This window comes from Methylomagnum sp., from assembly GCF_054333355.1.
In genome coordinates this window covers 1-4,075 of the sequence record NZ_JBTEKS010000385.1, presented here as the reverse complement: position 1 = coordinate 4,075, position 4,075 = coordinate 1, and the positions used below count along the sequence as shown (strand labels likewise).

At 63.0% G+C, this 4,075-nt stretch carries 3 protein-coding genes; all 3 read left to right on the top strand.

The features are described from left to right. Positions 1 to 273: 273 nt before the first annotated feature. The gene (locus tag ACXWUF_RS19760; RefSeq protein WP_458496298.1) at positions 274 to 1,413 is read left to right on the top strand and encodes a glycosyltransferase; all 1,140 of its coding nucleotides are present in this window, start codon (positions 274 to 276) and stop codon (positions 1,411 to 1,413) included. A 206-nt stretch (positions 1,414 to 1,619) separates the two neighbouring features. Continuing rightward, positions 1,620 to 3,644 carry an asparagine synthase (glutamine-hydrolyzing) gene (asnB, locus tag ACXWUF_RS19755; RefSeq protein WP_458496297.1) on the top strand — a complete coding sequence of 675 codons (2,025 nt, stop codon included), beginning with the start codon at positions 1,620 to 1,622 and terminating at the stop codon, positions 3,642 to 3,644. A gap of 87 nt (positions 3,645 to 3,731) precedes the next feature. Next, on the top strand, positions 3,732 to 4,075 hold a 344-nt coding region (locus tag ACXWUF_RS19750; protein WP_458496296.1), incomplete at its 3' end, for a hypothetical protein.

Sequence of the window (4,075 nt, the reverse complement as noted above, 5' to 3'; positions counted from 1 at the left end):
AATGCTACGCCGCCTCGACCGGGACAGCCCGGCGCTATCCTTGGCGGCGCGGCGGCGGGTCGAGGAAAACCTCAGCGTGGATTCGCTGGTGCGGGGCACGCTGGCCGAGATTGAGGCGATGCTGTAGATGGACAGAAAATTTCCTTCTTCTCGTTCCCACGCTCCGGCGTGGGAATGCCGTGGGCGACGCTCCAGCATCGCAAACACCGCCGGGCCGCAGGAGCGGCCAAGACGGCATTCCCACGCCGGAGCGTGGGAACGAGATGCAATTTTATGATCCGCGTCTGCCACGTCATCACCGGGCTGTATACCGGCGGCGCTGAAATGATGCTGTACAAGCTGCTGTCCGGCCTGGACCGGCGGCGGTTCGAGCCTGTCGTCATTTCCCTCATCGACCGGGGCGCGGTGGGCGAGCGGATCGAGGCTCTGAGGATTCCGGTGCATACGCTGGACATGCCAGCGGGTCGGCCCACCGTGGCGGGTTTGTGGCGGCTTTTCCGGCTGATCCGGGAACTACGGCCCGACCTGCTGCAAGGCTGGATGTACCACGGCAACCTCGCCGCCTCGCTGGCTGGATTGATCGGGCGGATGCCGGTGGTGTGGGGCGTTCATTATTCGCTGTACGATTTCGCGGCGGAACGCCGGGCGACGCGGGCCATCATCCAACTCAGCCGGGCGCTGTCCCGCCAGCCCGCCGCCACGGTCTACGTCAGCCGGGTCAGCGCCGATCAACACGGGGCGTTCGGCTTCCGCGACCGTCAGCGCCGGATCATTCCCAACGGTTTTGACGGCGAGGCGTTCCGGCCCGACGCCGAAGCACGGCGAAGCTTCCGGGCCGAGATTGGCGCCGACGAGCGAACGGTGTTAATCGGCCTGATTGCCCGCTTCCATCCGATGAAGGATCATGGCAATTTGCTGCGGGCGGTGAGCCTGCTTAGGGACAGCCCGGACGATGTGCGGCTGGCGCTGGCCGGTCCCGGCATTGAATCGGGCAACGCGGCGCTGGCCGGGATGATTGAATCCTGTAGTCTCTCTGGCCGAGTCCACCTGCTGGGCGAGCGTGGCGACATGGCTAGGATCATGGCCGGGCTGGATGTGCTGTGCATGAGTTCGGCCTATGGCGAAGCCTTCCCCATGGCGGTGGGCGAGGCCATGGCGGCGGGGCTGCCCTGTGTGGTCACGGACGTGGGCGACGCCGCGTGGCTGGTGGGCGAGACCGGGCGCGTGGTGCCGCCGAGTGATTCCGAGGCGCTAGCCGTAGCCTTGGCGGCGCTGATTGAGCTAGGGCCGGAGAAACGCCACGCATTGGGCGCGGCGGCGCGGGCACGGGTGCTGGAACATTTCTCCCTGGCGGCGGCGGCGGCGGCTTACCAAGATTTGTATGAAGAATTGCGCGAAATTCGTGATGCGTAATTTTGTAGGGTGGGTTAGGCGCACACCACGGGAAATCTAAAATCCCCCGTTGATCTTCCCGTGCGCCATAACCCACCATGCCGGTTAGGACGGTGGGTTACGGCGCACGGCAAGGCCGACCGGAATTATCGGCTTTGTACGGAGTGCGCCTAACCCACCCTACACAAAACCACTGTTATTCCCCTATCCAACGAGAACAACCACCCATGTGCGGATTTGCCGGTTTCCTGGACCGTTCCGAAAACACCCCCGCCGACGCCTTGAGCAACATCGTCGGACGGATGAACGAAACCCTCCATCATCGCGGACCCGACGACGGCGGCGTGTGGACCGACCCCATGGCCTGCGTGGCGCTGGGACACCGGCGGCTGTCCATCCTTGATCTCTCCGCCGCCGGGCACCAGCCCATGCTGTCCCGCAGCGGGCGCTATGTGGTCGCGTTCAACGGCGAAATCTACAACCACTTAAATCTTCGGGCGGAACTGGAAGCCGGCGGGACGGCGCCCGAACATCCATTATTTGATCGCCCTCACCCTCTCCCAGGGGGAGAGGGAATCAAAGGCTGGCGCGGCCATTCCGACACCGAAACCCTGCTGGCGGCGGTGGAAGCCTGGGGCGTGGGCGACGCGCTGAAGAAGTTCGTCGGCATGTTCGCCTTCGCCCTGTGGGACCGCCACGACCGGGTGTTGTACCTGGCCCGCGACCGGATGGGCGAGAAGCCGCTATATTACGGCTGGCAGGGCAACACGCTGTTGTTCGGCTCGGAGTTGAAAGCCTTCAAGGCCCATCCCGCGTTCCAGGGCGAAATCGACCGCGAGGCGCTGACCCTGTACCTCCGGCACAACTACGTGCCGGGTCCGTTCACCATCTACAAGGGCATCAAGAAACTTCCGGCGGGCACGTTCCTGGCGCTGGGCGTGCATCGCTACGACAACCATCCAGTGTCCTACTGGACGGTACGGGACGCGGCCCTGCGCGGCCAGATGCAGCCCTTCGCCGGGACCGACGCGGAGGCGGTGGAGTCACTGGACAAGCTGCTGCGCCAAGCCGTCGCCGGGCAAATGATGGCCGACGTGCCGCTGGGCGCGTTCCTGTCCGGTGGGTTCGACTCGACCGCCGTGGTGGCCTTGATGCAGGCGCAGTCGTCCCGGCCCATCAAGACCTTCACCATCGGCTTCAACGAGGCGGAGTACAACGAGGCGGAACACGCCAAGGCCGTGGCCCAGCATCTCGGCACCGACCACACCGAGCTGTACGTCACGCCCGAGGAGGCCATGGCGGTGATTCCCAGGCTCCCGGCCCTGTACGACGAGCCGTTCGCCGACTCCTCGCAGATTCCCACCTTCCTGGTGTCGCAACTGGCCCGGCGGCACGTCACGGTGAGCCTGTCCGGCGATGGCGGCGACGAGTTGCTGGGCGGTTATTCCCGCTATTTCTGGGGGATGAAGATTCAGCGCAAGATGCGTTACCTGCCGCGCAGCGCCCGCATGGCGTTGGCGGCGGCGCTGACGGTGGTGCCGCCGCATCAATGGAATACCCTGTTCCGGGTGTTCGGCTTCATGCTGCCCGCCGGGCTGCGCTACTGCGGGCCGGGCGACAAGGTGCATAAACTGGCGTCGTTCCTGGGCGCCAAGCGGCCCGAGGATGTGTTCTTCGACCTGATTTCCCACTGGAAGGAACCGGCCCGCGTGGTGAAGGGCGGCGTGGAGCCGCTGACGGTGCTGAACGATCCGGTGCAATGGCCGGAACTGCGGGACTTCGAGCATCGCATGATGTACATCGACACGGTGAGCTATCTGCCCGACGACATCCTGGTGAAAGTGGACCGCGCCGCCATGGGCGTGAGCCTGGAAACGCGGGTGCCGCTGTTGGATCACCGGGTGGTGGAATTCGCTTGGCGACTGCCACTGAATATGAAGATTCGCGAGAGCCAGGGCAAGTGGATACTCAAGCAAATGCTCTATCGCTACGTGCCACAGGAAATCATGGACCGCCCGAAGATGGGCTTCGGCGTGCCCATTGATATTTGGCTGCGCGGGCCGCTCAAGGAATGGGCCGAGGCGCTCATCGACCGGAAGCGCTTGAAGCAGGAAGGCTATTTCAACCCGACCTTGGTGTGGGAGAAATGGGTGCAGCACCAATCGGGGCGGCGCAATTGGTCGTATTACTTGTGGAGTGTGTTGATGTTTCAGGCGTGGAAGGATGCGCAATCAGACCGAGTCGGTTTTTAAAACCGGCTCGGTCTTGTCTGTATGCAAACCTTAACTCCCTTGGAACCCGGCGTGTACTACCACATCTACAATCGCGGGATAAATCGCATGAACATTTTCATGGAGGAACGCAACTTCGGTTATTTCATGCGGCTTTATGCCAAGCATATTGACCCGGTGGCCGCCACGTTTGCGTATTGCCTGCTGCCCAATCACTTCCATTTTTTAGTACGGATGCGGACAGAGCGCCTTGATCCGTCGGATCAACCCGCAGACCGACTCGGTTTCCAAAACCGGGTCGGTCTTGAGCTTGACCGTCGCGCTATCAGTCAGGCTTCCAACAATTGGCTGAACGCCTACGCCAAGGCCATCAACAAAGCCTATGCCCGTACCGGCAGCTTATTCCAACACCATTTTGGGCGTATCCCCGTCACTTCCGACCGCTATTTCAC